The sequence below is a fragment of the Shewanella sp. BC20 genome (assembly GCF_003129585.1).
Taxonomy (GTDB): domain Bacteria; phylum Pseudomonadota; class Gammaproteobacteria; order Enterobacterales; family Shewanellaceae; genus Shewanella; species Shewanella seohaensis.
The window spans coordinates 71,822-90,177 of the sequence record NZ_NHRI01000019.1 but is presented as its reverse complement, the minus strand read 5'-3'; the positions used below and the strand labels follow the sequence as shown (position 1 = coordinate 90,177).

The 18,356-nt window shown below is 49.8% G+C and carries 14 protein-coding genes; 5 read left to right on the top strand and 9 right to left on the bottom strand.

Annotated features, from left to right (window positions below; all coding sequences use genetic code 11):
- Positions 1 to 277: 277 nt before the first annotated feature.
- The 6 genes from CBX96_RS17700 to CBX96_RS17670 all read right to left on the bottom strand — a co-directional run bounded on the left by CBX96_RS17700 (position 278) and on the right by CBX96_RS17670 (position 10,690).
- Positions 278 to 715 carry a hypothetical protein gene (locus CBX96_RS17700; RefSeq protein WP_109287573.1) on the bottom strand — a complete coding sequence of 146 codons (438 nt, stop codon included), beginning with the start codon at positions 713 to 715 and terminating at the stop codon, positions 278 to 280.
- A gap of 170 nt (positions 716 to 885) precedes the next feature.
- On the bottom strand, positions 886 to 1,164 hold the full coding sequence (locus CBX96_RS17695) for a peptidylprolyl isomerase (protein WP_011627235.1): 279 nt from the start codon (positions 1,162 to 1,164) through the stop codon (positions 886 to 888).
- 77 nt (positions 1,165 to 1,241) lie between these two features.
- Complete coding sequence (gene mrcB / locus CBX96_RS17690) at positions 1,242 to 3,536, bottom strand: penicillin-binding protein 1B (protein WP_011715809.1); 2,295 nt, start codon at positions 3,534 to 3,536, stop codon at positions 1,242 to 1,244.
- 77 nt (positions 3,537 to 3,613) lie between these two features.
- Positions 3,614 to 6,121, bottom strand: a complete 2,508-nt coding sequence (hrpB, locus tag CBX96_RS17685; RefSeq protein WP_109287572.1) for an ATP-dependent helicase HrpB — start codon at positions 6,119 to 6,121, stop codon at positions 3,614 to 3,616.
- A 169-nt stretch (positions 6,122 to 6,290) separates the two neighbouring features.
- On the bottom strand, positions 6,291 to 8,297 hold the full coding sequence (locus tag CBX96_RS17680; protein WP_109287571.1) for a TonB-dependent copper receptor: 2,007 nt from the start codon (positions 8,295 to 8,297) through the stop codon (positions 6,291 to 6,293).
- 203 nt (positions 8,298 to 8,500) lie between these two features.
- The gene (locus CBX96_RS17670) at positions 8,501 to 10,690 is read right to left on the bottom strand and encodes a bifunctional diguanylate cyclase/phosphodiesterase (protein ID WP_109287569.1); all 2,190 of its coding nucleotides are present in this window, start codon (positions 10,688 to 10,690) and stop codon (positions 8,501 to 8,503) included.
- 172 nt (positions 10,691 to 10,862) lie between these two features.
- On the opposite strand from CBX96_RS17670, the gene thpR reads away from it, so the two are divergent.
- Positions 10,863 to 11,435 (top strand): RNA 2',3'-cyclic phosphodiesterase, encoded by a 573-nt coding sequence (thpR, locus tag CBX96_RS17665; RefSeq protein ID WP_109287568.1) that lies wholly within the window; start codon positions 10,863 to 10,865, stop codon positions 11,433 to 11,435.
- 119 nt (positions 11,436 to 11,554) lie between these two features.
- Here thpR and CBX96_RS17660 read toward each other — a convergent pair whose 3' ends face one another.
- Positions 11,555 to 12,334 carry a tetratricopeptide repeat protein gene (locus CBX96_RS17660; RefSeq protein ID WP_011715804.1) on the bottom strand — a complete coding sequence of 260 codons (780 nt, stop codon included), beginning with the start codon at positions 12,332 to 12,334 and terminating at the stop codon, positions 11,555 to 11,557.
- Positions 12,335 to 12,756: 422 nt separating this feature from the next.
- On the opposite strand from CBX96_RS17660, the gene crp reads away from it, so the two are divergent.
- The 4 genes from crp to CBX96_RS17640 all read left to right on the top strand — a co-directional run bounded on the left by crp (position 12,757) and on the right by CBX96_RS17640 (position 15,802).
- Positions 12,757 to 13,392: a cAMP-activated global transcriptional regulator CRP gene (crp, locus tag CBX96_RS17655; RefSeq protein WP_011070954.1), complete on the top strand. Its 636-nt coding sequence runs from the start codon at positions 12,757 to 12,759 to the stop codon at positions 13,390 to 13,392.
- An 82-nt stretch (positions 13,393 to 13,474) separates the two neighbouring features.
- Positions 13,475 to 13,822: a PepSY domain-containing protein gene (locus CBX96_RS17650; RefSeq protein WP_011621417.1), complete on the top strand. Its 348-nt coding sequence runs from the start codon at positions 13,475 to 13,477 to the stop codon at positions 13,820 to 13,822.
- Complete coding sequence (locus tag CBX96_RS17645; protein WP_011621416.1) at positions 13,803 to 14,477, top strand: response regulator transcription factor; 675 nt, start codon at positions 13,803 to 13,805, stop codon at positions 14,475 to 14,477. The genes CBX96_RS17650 and CBX96_RS17645 overlap by 20 nt, the downstream gene beginning before the upstream one ends.
- Positions 14,474 to 15,802, top strand: a complete 1,329-nt coding sequence (locus CBX96_RS17640) for an ATP-binding protein (protein WP_011627242.1) — start codon at positions 14,474 to 14,476, stop codon at positions 15,800 to 15,802. Before CBX96_RS17645 ends, CBX96_RS17640 begins: the two co-directional genes overlap by 4 nt.
- A gap of 115 nt (positions 15,803 to 15,917) precedes the next feature.
- Here CBX96_RS17640 and CBX96_RS17635 read toward each other — a convergent pair whose 3' ends face one another.
- Both CBX96_RS17635 and astD read right to left on the bottom strand, forming a co-directional pair.
- Positions 15,918 to 16,721, bottom strand: a complete 804-nt coding sequence (locus tag CBX96_RS17635; protein ID WP_011621414.1) for a DUF1338 domain-containing protein — start codon at positions 16,719 to 16,721, stop codon at positions 15,918 to 15,920.
- Positions 16,722 to 16,885: 164 nt separating this feature from the next.
- Entirely contained in the window at positions 16,886 to 18,349 is a 1,464-nt protein-coding gene (astD, locus tag CBX96_RS17630) for a succinylglutamate-semialdehyde dehydrogenase (RefSeq protein ID WP_109287567.1), read from the bottom strand.
- Between the last annotated feature and the right edge of the window lie 7 nt (positions 18,350 to 18,356).

Sequence of the window (18,356 nt, the reverse complement as noted above, 5' to 3'; positions counted from 1 at the left end):
AAACTGCGTTGTAAGTTGCTGGGTATTATCTTAATGCCTTCGTGGAGGCTTGAGCCGTATGCAGTGAAAGTTGCACGTACGGTTCTTAGGAGGGCGGCACTTGGTAACAGGTGTCGCCTATCCGACAAAAACGCGTTAGTTTTTACTCTAAGTCGTTGGCTTTAGCTTTAGACTTTTATGGATAACATCCACACTTAGGGGTAAGAATATGGGCCGCATTCGCCCAGCGGCCCCATATTTTGTCCCTGCGTTCGAAGGGAGCGACTAGATCTGATTGTTAGCTTTTGGCTGGTCCCAAATAATCAAACAAGCGGTTCCTTTGCTCTTTATTTAACGCATAGTAACTAAACTCTATATGTTCGCCGTTAGCCTCTAATAGCTGTATTTTCTTTGGATACTGCGAGGTAACTTTATAGCCACAATATGAAGCTTTATCTATCTTCTGGACTTCTTCATAGGTCGAAACAAGAATTTTCTGGTCGTCTATTGTGATTGAAAATGAATCAATTTTTGAATTCCCAGTGTTGAATAGGAGTAACCATACGGGAATGAGAATATTCAAAGCTAGAAAAACAATAAACATCAGCAAAAAAGTATATTGATCACTTTTTGAACCAACTATGGTGAGTAATCCTAATTGTGGGAGGAGTAGTGTCAACACAGTCTTATAGAGCCTGTCGAGAATGCTCTGCAAATTTGTTTGTTTTAAATCCATTTATACATACCAGAAGCTAACGTCTTATTAGTGCGTATGCGCGTTTATTCCGTGAGAACACTGGAAACGCGCACAGCTAACTATTTTTTGAAAATAAGCCTTTAGATTGGTGTTGAGATGCAGCTTAATGCGTCGATAAGTAGCTTATTTGCTCAATCAACGCAACCTGATTAAGTGCGATACAGCACCTTCACTACATGCCAACCAAACTTGGTTTTAACGAGATGTGGCACCAGCAGTTCACCGGAAAAAGCGACTTTATCGAACTGCGGCACCATTTGCCCACGCTTGAATTCACCGAGATCGCCGCCCTTTTTCGCCGACGGACATGAAGAATAGCGCTTGGCTAACGCGCCAAAATTCGCGCCTTTATTCAATTGCTTAATAATATCTTCCGCCTGCTCTTTGTGTTTAACAAGGATATGCACTGCGGCTGCGGTTTTATACATCTGGTACTCTCTTTTTAAAAGACAGCGGTGCCATTTTGCTGCACCGCTATTATCGCTTTACCTATCAAGAATAAGTATTACTGACCTAAAATCTTCTGCCACCACTGCAACGGCTCGCCGCAGTTTTTCGCAGGATTATAGGTACCTCTAAGGGCTGGCAATGCCTCGGTATTGCGGCATCCCGCCTCCTTAGCTTCACCAGTATCACGGTCAAAGTAACCTTGGATCACGCCCGTTGGCGGAATCGAGCGTAGCCCAATCGGTGGACGCTCCTTTAAGAAGGCTTGATACACCGCCATGGCGCCACTGCTACCGTAGAGGCTGGTCTTGCCGTTATCGTCGCGTCCGACCCAAATCGCCGCGACGTTACGCTCGTCAAAACCGGCGAACCAAGAGTCGCGGCTATCGTTACTGGTACCGGTTTTACCCGCCAGAGCAACGCCTGGGAAGGCATTACCTAAACGTGTTGCCGTACCCGAGCGCACCACTTGCTGCATGGCATATTGCACCAGGAAGTCAGTATCCGGCGTAATAGCTTGCTCCTTCGGTGAGCGGGTCACAGGTAACGGCTGATTGTGACTGTCGAGCACCGCCGTCACTGTGGTGAGTTTGCGATAGGCACCATAATCGGCCAGCGTCTGATAAACCTGCGCCACCATTAACGGCGAGCCATTCACGGCGCCCAGTAGCATAGACGGGTATTCGTTAAGCGGCTCTTGCCAGCCCGACTTAGCCAGCGTGGTTGCCACCGCATCCACCCCCACGGCAATCCCGAGGTTCACCGTAGGTACGTTCATCGACTTTTTCAGCGCCGTTAACAAGGAGACTTGTCCGCTAAACTTCTTATCAAAGTTCTGCGGTGACCAGGTTTTACCCTGCTCATTCTTTAGGGTAATCGGCTGATCTTTAAGTGGCGAAGCCAAGGTAAACTGGCTATTCGGTGCCAATGCGGTCGCATACACGAATGGTTTGATGAGCGAGCCTATGGGTCTGCGGATCTCAACCGCGCGGTTATAACCGTCAAAGCCTGGCGTTTTATCACCGACCATAGCCGCGATACCGCCAGTGTATTTGTCCGTCACGACCATACCAATCTGCAACGACTTATTGCCTTTATCTAAGCTCTTAAAGGTTTGAGTCACGGCGATTTCGGCGGCTTCCTGCGCCATTGGATCCAGTGTGGTGTAAATCTTGACCCCAGATTGTTTTAATAACGCATCACCATAGCGCTCGTTAAGCTCTTGTTTAACCAAGGCATAAAACGCAGGTAGCTTTTGATGCACTGGTTTATTGGGATTACGCAAGCCTAAGGGCGACTCTACCGCGACCTTGTATTGCGCAGTGCTCAGCTCGCCCGACTCCATCAAGAGACGTAGCACTAAATCGCGACGCTCTTGGCTGCGCTCAGGATAACGCCATGGGTTGTAATAGGAAGGCCCCTTAATCGCCGCCACTAAAAACGCTTGCTGCGCAGTGGTTAGCTCGCCGATGGGTCGACCAAAATAGAACTGTGAAGCCAGCCCCATACCATGCACGGCGCGGGATTTATCTTGCCCCATATACACTTCGTTGAGGTAGGCCTCGAGGATTTCTTCCTTGCTGTAACGAAAATCGATAATCACCGCCATTAAGGCTTCGCGAATTTTACGCAGCAAAGAGCGCTCGCTCGAGAGGAAGAAGTTTTTCGCCAACTGCTGGGTCAGTGTCGAGCCGCCCTGCACAGTTCGCCCCGCACTGATATTCACAAAAGCGGCGCGCAGAATCGCGAAGGGGTTGACCCCGTGATGCTCGTAAAAACTACGGTCTTCCACCAGCAGCAAGGCTTTTACAATCGCCTTAGGCATTTCTTCTGTGGGGACAAACAATCTGTCTTCGCCGTCACCCGCAATAATGCGGTCGAGCAATACAGGTTCTAAATGGAATACCGCCAACTGGCGCTTATCTGACATACGTGCAATCGAGCTGATCCCATCGCTGTCGAAGCTAATCATCACCCGCTGCTCAGCCTGATCGCCCTCAGGATGTAAGAAGGGACGACGCCATAATTCGATTTTGGTGCTGGATGCCGAGAACTCACCGACCTCACGGGGATTGGCGACTTTGCGATAACCTAAGAGTTTGAGTTCGGCCATTAACTGTGGATGACTCACGGCAGCGCCGGGATATAAGGCCATCGAGCGGCTAAATACCTGCGCGGGTAAGTGCCATTTTTGCCCCTCAAACTTGCGGGCAATAATTTGATCGAGGTAAATACTGTAGAAGGTCACAACGGCTAGGCCGATTAAGGCTAGTTTCCAAGTGAGCGACCAAATTTGCCCAAACAGGCCACGGCTGCGCTTCGCTTTCGCTTTTTTTGTCGTCTTAGTTGTCATATCTACTTCATCATTTATGCGTTAACGGCATCAGTCACAGGCACAACACAAGGCTGTAAATCAAAGCAGTCTAAAGGCTATGACTGAGATAAACCTAAGGTTTTCTTCTTGGTAAATTTTGTGGGCTGCGTATTGGCAGGGTCGTCCGGCCACAGGTGTTTAGGATAACGCCCACGCATTTCTTTTTTCACTTCCACATAGGGCCCTTGCCAAAAACTGGCGAGATCCGCTGTTAGCGCCAAGGGGCGCTGCGCCGGTGACAGCAATTCCATCGTCACCTTCAGCTTACCTTGAGCCAGTAGCGGGCTGTCTGCCATGCCAAAGGTTTCCTGCAAACGTACCCGCAGCAAGGCTCGCCCCGAAGCATCGTACAATATCGGCGCGAAGGTGCCCGTGGCTAACGGCCATGAGGTGGGCAGCAGCGCATCGAGAGCCTGTTGCTGTGACCAAGTTAATTGGTTTACCAGCAAACTAAAGCAATCGAGTTTTTGTAATTGCGGCAGATTATTCACATTTTCAAGGTAGGGCGCCAGCCATGTTTCAAGGTTTGCCAGCAGCGCGGTATCGCTCATATCCGGCCAATCGGCATTCGGATCTAAATCGCGCGCTAACTGTAATCGAGCCTGAAACTGCGCTAAGTTATCGTGCCAATTGAGGATTTGTAACCCCTGCTGGCGAATGTAACTTAGCAATGCCGCCACAATTTGGCCGCGATTCGGATTTGGGATAGCCTCTGATTTCAGTAAAATCTGCCCGACTTTCGTTTGGCGTTCGGCCACAGCGCGGCCTTTAGCTTCATCCCAGCCGCATTGGTCATAACGATCCACCAGCTCAGCCAATTCCTCATCGAACAGACTTGGTGATAATGGACTGGCGAGATAAATCCGCCCGGCATTCTTGCCTTCGGTTTCTTGAAAATCCGCCACCACCAGCCAAGGCGTTTGCGCTAAGGCATCTTCGGCGTTGAGCACCACACCCGTTCCATTGGCCAATTGATACCCCTCAACGCCACGGGATTTGGCAATACGGTCAGGATAAGCCAGCGCCAACAGCAAACCAGCATCCTGATGATGGGCATGGGAGGCGATGGCCACTAAATCGGCCTGAGTAAATTGCTTATCTAGCGCCAGCTTTTTAAGCCATTGTTTGGCTTGCTGCCCCGCACTGCCTTGGGTGGCAAAGTGCAGATAATTCATGATATCTGCGCCTTTGCGCGGCAATCCCCGCGCCTCTAAAATCCCCGCCAGTAAACAGGCTAAGGCCGCCAGTTGATGTTCATCGCGAGATTTGGCCACCAATAACATATGGGCAAGGCGCGGGTGACACCCCAGCTCATAGGCCGCTTTGCCATGCGCAGTCAGCTTGTTTTGCTCATCGACCATGCCTAAACGCTGAAGCAGTTGCCAAGCTAATGCCTCGTTCACCGTGGGCGGTGCAGTCAATAACAGTAAGTCGCTGAAGGATTTCGCGCCCCAGTAGGCACAGTCGTGGGCCATGGCGACTAAGTCGGCTTGGCTGATTTCGGGTTCATCGGCCTTGAGCAGACGTTGATGCTCCTCTTGGCCCCATAAACGGATGCACTCGCCCGCCGCCAAACGCCCCGCACGGCCAGCACGCTGGGTTGCCGAGGCTTGGCTGATGCGCTTAAGGCTTAAACGTGTCACCCCAGTTTTAGGATTAAAACTGGCTTGGCGTTTATAACCGCTGTCGATAACAAGGCCAATGCCCTCGATGGTCAGGCTCGACTCGGCCACGTTAGTGGAGAGCACTATTTTGCGCCTGCTGCTGTCGGCCTTTATCGCCCTGTCTTGTTCCTGCGCCGATAGCTCGCCATAGAGTGGGCACACTGCCACACTGCTGCTATCGAGGCGCTCTTCTAGATACTGCGCCACTCGGAGGATTTCGGCTTTACCGGGCAAAAACACCAAAATATCCTGCGGGCCCTTATCGCCTACGGATGTCGCGGCATCGAGCACAACACGGCTCAGATGATCGAGCCAATGCTGCTGCCCAGCAACGGGGCGATAGCGAATGTCGACCGGGAAACTGCGCCCTTCACTCTGTAGCAGAGCGGCATCGGGCATCAACTCGGCCAATGTCAGGCCAGATAAGGTTGCCGACATGGCGAGGATTTTTAAGTCGTCCCGCAGCGAGCTTTGCACTTCGAGCGCCAAGGCTAAACCGAGATCTGTGGTCAAATGCCGCTCGTGGATCTCGTCGAAAATGATCATCTCGATGCCTGTCAATTCAGGATCTTGCTGGATCATGCGAGTTAAAATCCCTTCGGTGACAATCTCAAGTCGAGTCTCACCGCTGACCTTTGACTCGCCGCGCACACGATAACCTACCTCTTGCCCTACCGCCTGCTGCCGACAACTGGCAATAAATTGCGCCACGCTACGGGCGGCCACACGTCGAGGTTCCAGCATTAAAATCCGCCCAGAAATCTCAGGCCAATCCAGCATGGCTAAGGGCAATGCGGTCGATTTACCCGCACCCGTTGGCGCTTCGAGGATCACTTGCGCATGTTTCGCAAAGGCATCACGCAGGGATGGCAATAAGGAATGAATGGGTAGATTGTTCAATGCAACAGTATCAACAGATAAAAATGATGGGGAAGTTTAACATAGGCCTTAGGCAGTGTCCCTCCCGCAGCCTTAGCTTTGATACGCCGCAGTTTGGCATTGGCTTGCTAAAAATAGCATCGCCCCGACAGCAAGACTCTCGGGGCGACAATAGTACAAATAAGCCGAGTTAGAACTGATAGGTCAGCTTAGCCCAGAGATTACGACCCGGCTCGTTGACCCTAAACATGGCCTCACTGCCCGGCAGATCGTTCCCCGTACCCGCCTTACTCACATGCTCGGCATAGGCGGTATCAAACAGGTTTTCGACACCCAAAATTAAGGATAAATCCTTGCTGTATGACCAAGAAGCATTGAGCGCCAAAGTACCAAAACCACTGCTCGGGCCTAAGTCTTGGCCCACAATGTTGCCATGACCTAAGGTGTAACGGTCTTGCGCGGCCACCACTCGCCACTGCGCCGCCATGGTCCAACTTTGCCATTGGTAGTTAACGGTTAATCTAGCCTCTAACGGTGATATTTGCCCAAGCGCGACCTTGTCGGTATCGTTTTCGCCATGGGTATAACTCACCGTGAGTTGGCTCGACCATTGCTCATTCAGCGCATAATCTAGGCTGGCCTCACCGCCGTAGAGGCTCGCATCGATATTACGAGCAAGGGTGGCTTGGCCGCTGGAATCAATCAGGATATAGTCCGCAATCTCACCATAGAAGAGTGACACCGAAGCCTCGACAGGCCCCTGATAAATCCAACCTATATCGAACTGATTGGTGGTTTCCGCTTTCAGATCAAAGGCTTTTTGTGCGGGGTTATTGGCGCTAGTCTTCATAATCTCCCAATAATCCGGCATCCGCTGCGCCGAGCCAAAGCCTGCATAATATTGGTGCTGCGCGGTTTGAAACTCATAACGCAGGTATCCGCTGTAGAGGGTATCGTCCCGCTCACCCTGCTGAGCAATCAAGAGCTCGCTATTCCAGTCGTCTATTCTCAATCCTGCATGCAAGCTACTGCTGCCTAGGTCGCTCTCTTCAAAACGATAGCGCGACTCGGCAAACAGCCCATAGTTTTGATAGCGCATATCCTCCTTAAAGGGTTTATTGAGTAAGTCGTCTAAGCCGACATCGCCGGGCGCCATGCTGCGACCATCGTGTTTGCTAGACATATAATCCAGCCCCAGTGTTAATTCGAGGGCATCGAGTGGCGCTAACTCGAACCACAAATGGCCGCCCTCCGTCATCCGCCGCACATTGGCGCCTGAATTAACCCCTTCATCGAACCTATCCATAATGTGGTCGTTTTTATTGCTAAAGGCTTGCAGTTCGACCGCCGTTAACCAACTCGACTCAAACTCGTGTTGTAGCAGCAGCGCCACATCACGGTTATCGATTTGACGTGCCTTGTTTAACCTGTCGGCATATTCGGCTTCGCCGCTCGACTCGCCGTATGCAAGTTCAAGTACCGTGCGCTCTGTCGGTGTCCACCCCAAGGCGAGATTCGCGTTTTGGCGATCGTAACTCGATTGCACTTTATTGCCATTTCCGTCTTCATAATGATCACTACTGGATTGATTCATATCGAAATCAAGATAGTAATTCTTATCCCCAGCACTCAGCTCCACCATGGCATCTCGCCTATCGAAACTGCCGCCCGTCGCGCTGGCTCGGCCTTCAAGATCCGCTTGATTAAAGCGATGGCGGTTTTTCTCAAATAGAATTGTGCCCGCGCTGCCGACGGGGCCGTACTTCACCGTCTGTGGCCCTTTGATCACCGTTATCTCATCGTAGCTTTCGGGATAAATATAGTTTGTCGGTGGGTCCATACGTCCCCCACAGGCACCATACACATGCTGACCATCATCGACTATGTTTAAACGCGAACCGCCCAGCCCCCGAAACATAGGGTCGCCACCTGAGCCGCCTTTGCGAGTGATATTAAATCCGGGGATAGAACGTAAAAATCCCGAGCCATCGTAGGCCGGCAATGGCAAACGGTTCTGTTTAGGATCGCTCACAAGATGAACGGGCTGGCGCATTACATCGCCGGAGACTCGCAGATAATCCTGACATTTTTTATCTTCACCACAATCGCTCGCCTCAGCAGACCAAGCCAATTGAGGTACAGCGGTGCCGAGCACTCCCGCTAAAATAACGGCTAATTTGATAGGTTGATACAGCACGATATTCCCCTACATATTGTTTTTAATGATTTTTGTGGGGGTATTGTTGTTACTAGTGAAGGAAGCGCAATCAAAAGTCGGCTGGGCGCGACAATCTGTCGCAGCCCAAATTGCGTGGAGTCACAATCGGATTAATATTGATAAATTAATCACTTATAGGTTAAGAGTTGCGGATTTTAAAAAATTGCCTATCGAAAATATGACTAATCCAGCATCCAAGGTCTAGCGAGTCCTGAGGTCAAGGTCAGCAGTGGCGCGGGTTTATTGATGGCATAGCCCTGCGCATAATCCACGCCTAAGCTTTTCAACTTTAAGGCGATTTCTTTTGATTCAACAAACTCTGCCACCACATCGAAGCCCATATCTTGCCCTAACTGACAAATGGCTTTGATGATGGCTTGGTCAGCCTCATCCTCGCACAGGTTAATCACGAACTGACCATCAATTTTGACATAATCCACGTTCAAGCGTTTAAGGTAGGCAAAGCTTGAGAAGCCCGCACCAAAGTCATCCAGCGCCAGTTGACAGTTTAACGGCCGCAGCACTTCAATCAGTTTAGTGGCTTGATCTAGCTGGCTAACGGCAGCGGTTTCGGTGATTTCGATGCAGAGCTTGTCCACCAGCTCAGGCTCGGTCATCAAGCGCATTTCGAGCCAATTCATAAACTCGCTGTCACCTAACGAGGTCGCCGACAGGTTGACTGAGACTAGCTCCAGCTGTTGCCAAATATCCAAATGGCTACTGCCCCACTTCAGCAGATTATCTATCACCCATAAGTCGACCTTAGCCGCCAAGTTGTAACGCTCCGCCGCAGGGAGAAAGATCGCCGGAGAAACAATAGTGCCGTTGGCCTGCACCATCCGCAGCAGCACCTCTAAATGCAGGCCGGACTCCTCGCGATTAAGCGGGGCAATGCTTTGGAAATAAAGCTCAAATTGATTGAGTGCGAGGGCGCTGACGATATCGACCGACGCCATCATCTCGGTATAGAGACGAGTCATTTTAGGATCTTTGGCACTGTATAAGTGCCAGCCGTTGCGGCCCTTATCCTTAGCGAGACGACAGGCTGCATCGGCCTGACTCATTACCGTATAGATATCCGTTGCGGACTTTTCGAGCTTAGCGATCCCCATGCTGACACTGACATTGTGGCAACGGTTTTCCCAAATAAACTCGTGGGTCGCTAACTGAGTGCAGATCCGATTCGCGATATGCTGCGCCGAATCCACATTGCAATAATGCATTAAAATCCCAAACTCATCGCCGCCCAAACGCGCGACAATATCGCCCTTACGCACCAGTTGTTTAAGACGTAATGCTAACTGACACAGTAACTTATCACCTGCCTGATGGCCGCTCACATTGTTGATCACCTGAAACTGGTCTACATCGATAAAGGCCACGCAGGTGGGCATATCATCTTTGGTTTGCAGCAGGTTTTCGAGCAAGGCCTCAAAATGCAGCCGATTAGGCAACCCAGTCAAGGCATCATAATTCGCATGGAAGGACAGCTCATCGGCGAGGCGATATTTTTCACTGACATCTTCGGCAATCATCACTAGAGTGTCTTTATTGCCGTGGATTTGGCTAAAGCTTAACCTCAGCCAATCTAACTGTTGATTCGATTTTAGGGGCAACTCACACCAGGCTTGCCCCAATACGCCTTCGCGCACCATGTGCAGCGTGTCTGTGAGCATGGCATGCTCCTCTTCGCGCACCATGCTGAATAAATCGTATCCATGCTGCACTGGCAGGGTTTGCAACGCCACTTTGTTCAGCATAGTCAGTTGGTTCTGTTTATCGAGCAGGGCGCAGGCTAAAGGCAGCTGATTAAAGACTTCGCGGTATCTGTGCTCACTGGCCAGCATATCGTGGGCGATACGGGTGAGTTCCATCGCCGAACCAATCATCACCGCCGCATGCTGAAATTCCTGAATAAACTCCTCGCTCCACTCGCAGCATTCGGAACAATTGACCGCGCCGAGGGCAATACGGGTTTCGCCAAACACCACAGGCGGTAATACTAATAGGCTTTTAACGTTCCAATCCCGCAGTAATGCCCGCTCCGCTTGGGCCTCCGCAGGCAAGGTATCGACATCGGGGAGATTCAGCAGTGTGGGGGTTCTGACTAAGGAGCGAAAAAACGGCATACGCGCCAATGGCCAGACTCGTGTCTGTTGGCCCTGGCTAAATTGCGGTTTTAAGTACAAATTGCGGGTACGCAGATGATCTAAGGCTAAACTGCCCGTCAGCACAAATACCCCATCACAGTGGAGTTGTAATGTGATAGCTTCTAAGGCTTGATCAACATTTTGCTCTAGGGTTTCTAGTGGCGTTTCGCTAAAAATCGTCACTAATGCCTGTTGGAGTGGATTTGCTAAACCATCTGACATGAAAAGGGATTTCCTTACCTACAAGTCCATTTAAGGTATTATTTCTACACTTCCCGCGATGAATCTCAAGTCGTCTAAAGTCTATCATTAACCATTACAGCGGGAATTTCTGTAATACCAAACAAAAGCATAGCTTATGTTTGGCGTTTGAGTAGGTGATGGAGATAAACAGGTGTTACAACGACTCTTCCTTGGATTTGCCCCCACGAGCATACAGCGGCAACAACTGCTGCAATTACAGCAAAGCTTGAAGTCGCAGTTAGCGCCTAATGCCAAAGCTGTGACGCAAAACAATTTACACTTAACCCTCGCGTTTTTAGGACTAGCCAATCCGACTCAAGTGGCGCAATTGCTCGACGGCGTCGATAAGCTGGCTAAGCCTAAATTTAGCGTCACACTCGATAGCATCGCAGTGTGGCCTAAAGCGCAGGTCTGTTGTTTAAAGGGCGATAACATCAGTCCTGAGTTAGCCCTCATAGCATCTCAGGCACAGGATTTAGCCCAACACTTACAGTTGCATCTGAGCGAGCATCCGTTTCGGCCCCATATCAGCTTGTTTAGAAAGACAAAGCCGTCAGGCATCTTGGCGAGTGAGCTAACGCTCAAGGAGCTGTTACAGCAGAACGTCATCCAAGCTTCGATGCTTGAACTCACGCTCGCACCCGAGGAGCTGCATTTATATCTTTCCGCCAGTGGCGGACGCGGCGTGGAATATCAAATCTTACATTCTTGGCCGCTCACATAAACCCAATCCGCTAACGCGAATAAACGATGCACTAGAAGTAATCTGTAAAAATAATCCATAAAAACAATCAGCCCGAGCATGGCTCGGGCTGAAAACAAGACAAGCAAACTCAGACAGGGTTAATCGAGTAAACGCAAGGTCTCACGGTAGGCGCGCTTTTGCTCATAGCTGTGCAGGCGCTGCTGAAACTCGTCAGTCTTGGTGGCTTCGGCCGTCATCTTTAAGGCAGCGATCGCTTTTTGCTGGGTCGATACCGCGGCGCCAAAATCACCGACTTCGGCATAGGCGGCCGCCAAGTTATCGAGGTTGGTAGGGTCGTTCTCGTTCACTTTCAGCAGCTGCAAGGATAATTCGAGCGCCTTATTACCATCGCGATATTCGGCTTCGGGGCAAGTCGCTAATATCCACGCCACATTGCCAAGGGCAACATCATCCCCCACGCGGGTAAATTGCTCCACGGCTTTACCACAGTTACGGGCAATGCCATCGCCACCCGAGGCGTAAATAAAGCCTAAACGGAACTGCGCCCAGCGATTACCACGCTCGCCCATATCCTTGTACCAACGTTCGGCCACGGCTAAGTCACGCTTTACTAGTTGCCCCTCAAAGGAGAGATCCGCTAAGGTTTGCTGCGCCTTTTCGTGTTGCTGCTCGGCGGCAAGGGTCATCCAATGTAATCCGGTCGGCACTTCTTGCTGTACATAACGTCCAGAGAGAAACATCAGCCCCAGTAAAAATTGTGCGTCGGCATCGCCCTGCTCCGCCTGCACTTGAATGTGCACAAATTTACTCGCCGCAACTTCATTGGCTGGCTGTGGAATAGAAAATGCGTGCGCGGCAGCACTCATCCCTAGGGATAAAGTGAATCCGGCGCCTAAAACCCATTGTCTGTATTTCACCTGGTAACCTCTTTACGAAAAACAACCGCGCCCTCAAGTTAGCCTGAATTATTCCCATAAGTCGAGCCTAAATCGGCGTAATCGAACCTATATTAAATAGAAATAACCCTTAAGGGGCAGCAATTATCCCATTCCTTTGATTCATTAGTCGCAATTGAGGTTATTTTCTTCGCAAAAAACCTTAAAAGCCTTTATAAGATGTGATTAACTCTACAGAGTTAAGTGAATCCAGTGAGTTTGGCACCGATTTAGTTGACTAATATCACTAAAGTAGCAAAATAAGCTCTAATTTTAGGTGGTTAATTGCATTTATTCACTCATTCTAAACTAAGAGGTGTATCAAGTTTTTATGAGTGTAATTGACGTAAAATGCTTATTTAGAATATTCTTACTTTCGTTTTAATCAATCGAGGAACATCGACATGGCTCTGATTGGTAAGCCAAAACCAGACCCAACTTTGGAATGGTTTTTATCACACTGTCACATTCACAAGTATCCCGCTAAAAGCACCTTGATCCATGCTGGTGAAGACTCAGATACCCTTTATTACATCGTAAAAGGTTCTGTAGCGGTATTGATTAAAGATGAAGAAGGTAAGGAGATGATCCTTTCTTATCTTAATCAAGGCGACTTTATCGGTGAGTTAGGATTGTTCGAAGAACAAGCTGAACGTACTGCTTGGGTTCGTGCGAAACAAGCATGTGAAATTGCTGAAATCTCTTACAAGAAGTTCAAGCAATTAATTCAAGTTAACCCCGAAATTCTGATGAAGCTATCGGCTCAAATGGCATACCGCCTACAAAGCACTAGCCAGAAAGTGGGTAATTTAGCGTTCCTCGATGTGGCTGGCCGTATTGCCCAGACATTGTTGCACTTAGCTAAACAACCCGATGCCATGACTCACCCAGACGGCATGCAAATTAAGATCACTCGCCAAGAAATTGGTCAGATCGTCGGTTGCTCCCGCGAAACTGTGGGTCGTATCTTAAAGATGCTTGAAGAGCAGAATTTGATCCAAGCACACGGTAAAACCATCGTGGTATATGGTACCCGTTAAGATAGACTTCAGCTTGATTTAAGCCTGTTTCATTAAAGTGGCCTAGCATAAAATCTAGGCCATTTTTTATTGGGGAGCATAAATGAAACGGCTGTTTTTTATCTGTTTTTTCAGTCTGTTTACGCTGGTGCATCCAACAATAATTCACGCCGAACCGATTGAATTAGAACATTATCAAGCCAAGGCTTTAGTCAATTCCGGGCAAATTTTATCACTCAATGGCACCCTTGCCGTGGTGAATCAATTTTGCCAAGGCGAACTAATTGACGCCCATCTCTATCAAGAAGATCATAAATGGCGCTATGATTTACAAATCAAAGTGCAACGCGGCCAAATAGTGAATCTGAGTATTGATGCCACCAATGGTCAGCTCGAACACTCCACCGCACTACCGAGCGAATGTCGAAAACATGAAACTGCTACTCGTTGAAGATAATCCGATGTTGGTCTCCGAACTGGAGAAGCAACTCAAACAGGCTGGCTACGTTACCGATATTACTGACAAAGCAGTTGAAGCCGATTACCTCGTTAAAGAAACCCAATACGACTGCGTGATCTTAGATATTGGCCTCCCCGACGGCAATGGACTGGAATTACTCGAAGGCTGGCGTAATCAAGGCATTAGCACGCCGGTTATCATGCTAACGGCCCGCAGCCAATGGCATGAAAAGGTCGAAGGCTTTAATGCCGGCGCCGATGATTATTTAGGTAAACCCTTCCATGCACAGGAATTACTGGCGCGTATCCAAGCACTTATCCACCGCGCGCACGGCCGATTAAATAATCCCAGTAAACAGTTGAGCTATGGTGGCGTCACCTTAGATGAAGCCGAGCAGACTGTCAGCGTTGGCGAACATTTGTATGAGTTGACCGCCATGGAGTTCAGGCTGTTAAAAATCTTCCTCATGTCGCCTAAGAAGCTGTTATCTAAGGCACAACTGACCGACAAGCTCTATCAGTTTGATGATGAGAAAGAGAGTAACGTGGTTGAAGTTTACGTGACTCACCTGCGTAAAAAACTCGGTAAAACCGCGATTGAAACCCGCCGCGGCCAAGGTTACATCTTCCACGGCCTGACTGCATGATCTCCATTCGCACTAAGCTCAGTTTATGGTTAACGAGCTTATTAGTGTTAGGCACAGTGATTGGACTCATATTGTTTGAGTCCATGCTGCGCCAAGCGTTTCACGACTCCATTATCAACCGCTTAGAAGAAGACCTTGAGCACATCATGTTGGCGACCCATATCAATAATGGGGAGATCAATATCGATCAGAGCCAACTGTCGAGCTTCTACCGCCCCGCCTATTCGGGGCGTTATTTCCAGCTCAACCTGCCCAATGAAGTGATCCGTTCCCGCTCCCTGTGGGACATGCAGCTCGATATCGAACCTTTAGCGCCAAACCAGACCCGTGTTTGGCAGGCAAAAGGGCCGAAAAACAATGATATGCAGCTATTATCCCTAGGGCTAAACTCCAGCAGCGCCAATGTCACCGCCACCCTAACGGTAGCGCAGGATTTGAGTATCGGCCGGCGCGTGTTTAGTGAGGTCTATGGCACTAAGCTTGGGATTAACCTCGCCATGTTAGTAGCCATGATCGCGGGGATCTTCTTGATCCTGCGTCAATCCTTTAAACCAGTAAAACAGATCCAGCACGCGCTCTCCCGCCTGCAGGAAGGAGAGATTAACGCCTTAGAGCTGAATAACATTCCGCCCGAAGTGCAACCGCTGGCGAAGACCTACAACGAATTATTGGAATACACCGCCAAGCAAATTGAGCGTAGTCGCAATAACTTAGGCAACTTAAGCCATGGGCTAAAAACCCCACTGGCGGTGATGCAACAACAGGTTGAAGCCTTGGGGCTTAAAGATCCCGATACCGCCATGGCGCTGCAACAACAGCTCGACGCTATCCATAAAATGGTCGAGCGTAAACTTGCGGCGGCGCGGATCACCGGCGATATGTTACCTGCCGCCCAGCTAGTAGTGCCGAGGGATCTTCACAGCCTTGCCAATACCCTCAACAAAGTGCATAGAAGCAAAAGCATCAATTGCGACTTTGAACTCGACCCCAGTATCCAGCGCCTGCCCATCCATAGAGAAGATGGCATGGAACTCTTAGGGAATCTGCTCGATAACGCCTTTAAATGGGCGGGCAGCCAAGTCGCGGTCAAACTGTGGAAGGCGCAAAACAAACTCTGCCTTAGCATAGATGATGATGGCCCAGGTGTTGCCGACGATGAACTCGATAAACTCACCCAAAGGGGCACACGCCTCGATGAATCAGTTATGGGCCATGGCCTAGGATTATCGATAGTGAAAGAGATTGCCGAACAATATGGCATTGAGCTTAAGTTTAAGCACAGCAGTCATTTATCCGGTCTCAGTATTGAACTAGTCTTTAGCTAACAAGTGCTTAGCGAGCCAACTATTTGCTCTGAGTGTTGCGCTAGAGCCGCCAATAAAAAACGCCATCGAACGATGGCGTTTTTGTTTGAGATGAGTCAGCAACCGCCTTAATTCATTAGGCCTTTTTCGCGTTGGTGCTCTCAAAAATCTTATCGGCTGATGCGGCCACGAATCCAGTGTACAGCTCGCCATTCGCCTTGGGATAACGCAGGGCAAATTCATAAAAGCAGCTTGGGATCTCAACCGTTGCATCGCTAAATTCTACGGCGATTTTATCGGCCATGGTCGATGATTGTTCCAGTAACACCTCTGGCGAACCTTTGATTTCGCCACCTGAACTATTGAGCACAAAGCCCGCTTGCTTAAGCGCATCGTTCACAGACTCTAATGTCTCGAAGCCCTCGAGGTGATTGATAGAGACTGTAAAATGATTAGCCCGGTAGCCAAAGGCCGCCACCCAAGCCGCATATTCACTCTCTTCCAGCAGCGTCTCATAGGTCTTAGCATCCAGTGACCAATGGCGACCAGAATAGATAAAGTTATCCGCTTTAGTCGCTTGCTCATCCACTTGGGCAATCAAGCCTTGGATGGTGCTTTGCAGTGATGGACTAAATTCTTCCACCAATAACTCAGAAATAAACACCTTAGGTTGAGTCGCATCTGGGTGCTCAAAATGCTTAGCCACCAGCTTTTTCTGTTCAAACTTATAATCACCACAAGCCACATAACCTAAAGAGGTAAAGTGCTCGGCCAATACAGCTAAATTCACCTTAGCGATGTTAAAAGTCCGCAGGGCGATATGGTCGTTGATAATCGGCTTGCCGTGACCGAGTAGCTCGTGCACCTTGGCCGCAGATGGGGTCATTTGAATATAGTCTTGCCAGAGGGCGGCAAATAACGCATTGATATCTGTGTGCATAAAAACTCCTTTTATTGTGCTGCGACTATAGTGCGTATTGTTTTGCCGCTCGCACTCAATGTAACGACCCTAGCCACTTGCTGCACAACGGTGCTCAGTAGCAGCCCAAGTAACGTTACTGCTTGTGATGAAAAAGGAAGAACCTAGGTTATTCCTCAATGATGTCACTCTAAACTTAACCCTGGGCTTAAACTTGCGGGTAGGCTCACCGCATCCGCCTCAACGGAGGCAACGGGATACGCACAGTAATCGGCGGCATAAAATGCACTCGCCCTGTGGTTACCCGAAGCGCCTACGCCACCAAAGGGCGCAGCACCCGAAGCACCCGTGATCTGCTTGTTCCAGTTCACAATCCCCGCACGAATGCGGGCGAGGAAATACTCATAATCATCACGACTATCGGCCAAGATACCCGCAGACAAACCATAACGGGTTTGGTTAGCAAGCTTAATCGCCTGGTCAAAATCGCTGTAGCGCACTAATTGCAGCAATGGTCCGAAGTATTCCTCATCGGGTAACTCGCTCACCGCAGTCACATCGATAAGTCCGGGGGAGACTAAGCCTGTTCCCGCCTGCAAATGAGTGAGTTCAACCAGCGAGACACCGCCTAAGTTCTGCAAGTTAGCCTGCGCCGCGACCATACCTTTCGCTGCACCTTCGGAAATCATTGAGCCCATAAATGGCTGTGGCTGCGCGTTCCAAGGACCGACTTTAATCTGCTTCACCGCTTCAACCAGCTTGGCTACTAAGGCATCGCCCTGCTCGCCTTGCTCAACATAGAGCCTGCGGGCACAGGTACAACGCTGGCCAGATGAAATATAGGCCGATTGCAGAATATCGTGCACTGCCGCTTTAATATCGGCGACGCCTTTAATAATCAGTGGGTTATTACCGCCCATTTCTAAGGCGAGGATCTTACCCGGATGACCCGCATATTGCTGATGCAACAGGTGACCAGTGCGAGAACTGCCGGTAAAGAATAGGCCGTCGAGTTGTGGGTGCGACGCCAGCGCTTTACCCGTATCGACTTCACCTTGCACTAAGTTGATAACACCCGCAGGCAGACCCGCCTTTTCCCACAGAGAGACCATCAACTCGGCCACTTTTGGAGTCAATTCTGAGGGCTTAAACACCACGGTATTGCCCGCGAGCAGCGCTGGCACTATATGACCATTGGGTAAATGCCCAGGGAAGTTATAAGGCCCAAACACAGCAACCACACCGTGGGGCTTATGGCGCAGTACCGCACGCCCTGCTGGCGTGTCATTGGCCTCAGTGCCGGTACGCTTGTTGTAAGCGGTGGCCGACAGGCCAATCTTACCAATCATGGCTGCGACTTCAGTTGCCGTTTCCCATTGAGGTTTACCGGTTTCTTGAGCGATCGTTTCGGCTAATTCGGCTTTGTTCGCTTCGAGTTGACTGCGATAGGCTTCGACTATCTTTAAACGCGCATCAAAACCTAACATAAACCAATCGAACTGAGCTTCACGGGCGGCATCGACGGCGGCATTGACTTGCTCAGCCGTCGCCGTTTGGCCTCGCCAAATGATTTCGCTATTTGCTGGATTGCTAGAGGTCACATCATGACCCTTGCCAGCTTGCCACTGGCCTTTAATAAAATGTGTCATTTGCTAT